Raw genomic sequence first — 223 nt, forward strand, 5'->3', positions numbered from 1 at the left:
TGAAGGGGGTACCTACTAGTCCGTGACTGTAGCATCTTCGATAAAGCCTTTTGGGCTTTTCCATAATGTGTTGAGGCTTTCAAGTTTTGCAAGCCATTTGTTTCTGTCGATGGCACGCATCTGTATGGCAGATACGGTGGGGTGTTGTTTATTGCTGTGGCACAAGACGATAACAGTAATATCCTGCCTATTGCTTTTGCCATTGTGGAGTCGGAGAGTACCG

At 46.2% G+C, this 223-nt stretch carries 1 protein-coding gene; it reads left to right on the plus strand.

Annotated elements, in window-relative coordinates:
- Positions 1-156: 156 nt before the first annotated feature.
- Positions 157-223, plus strand: a 67-nt coding sequence (locus tag H2O73_RS23405) for a hypothetical protein (RefSeq protein ID WP_368737178.1), incomplete at its 3' end; no start/stop codon positions are given.

Source organism: Vibrio marinisediminis, from assembly GCF_014050145.1.
Lineage (GTDB): Bacteria > Pseudomonadota > Gammaproteobacteria > Enterobacterales > Vibrionaceae > Vibrio > Vibrio marinisediminis.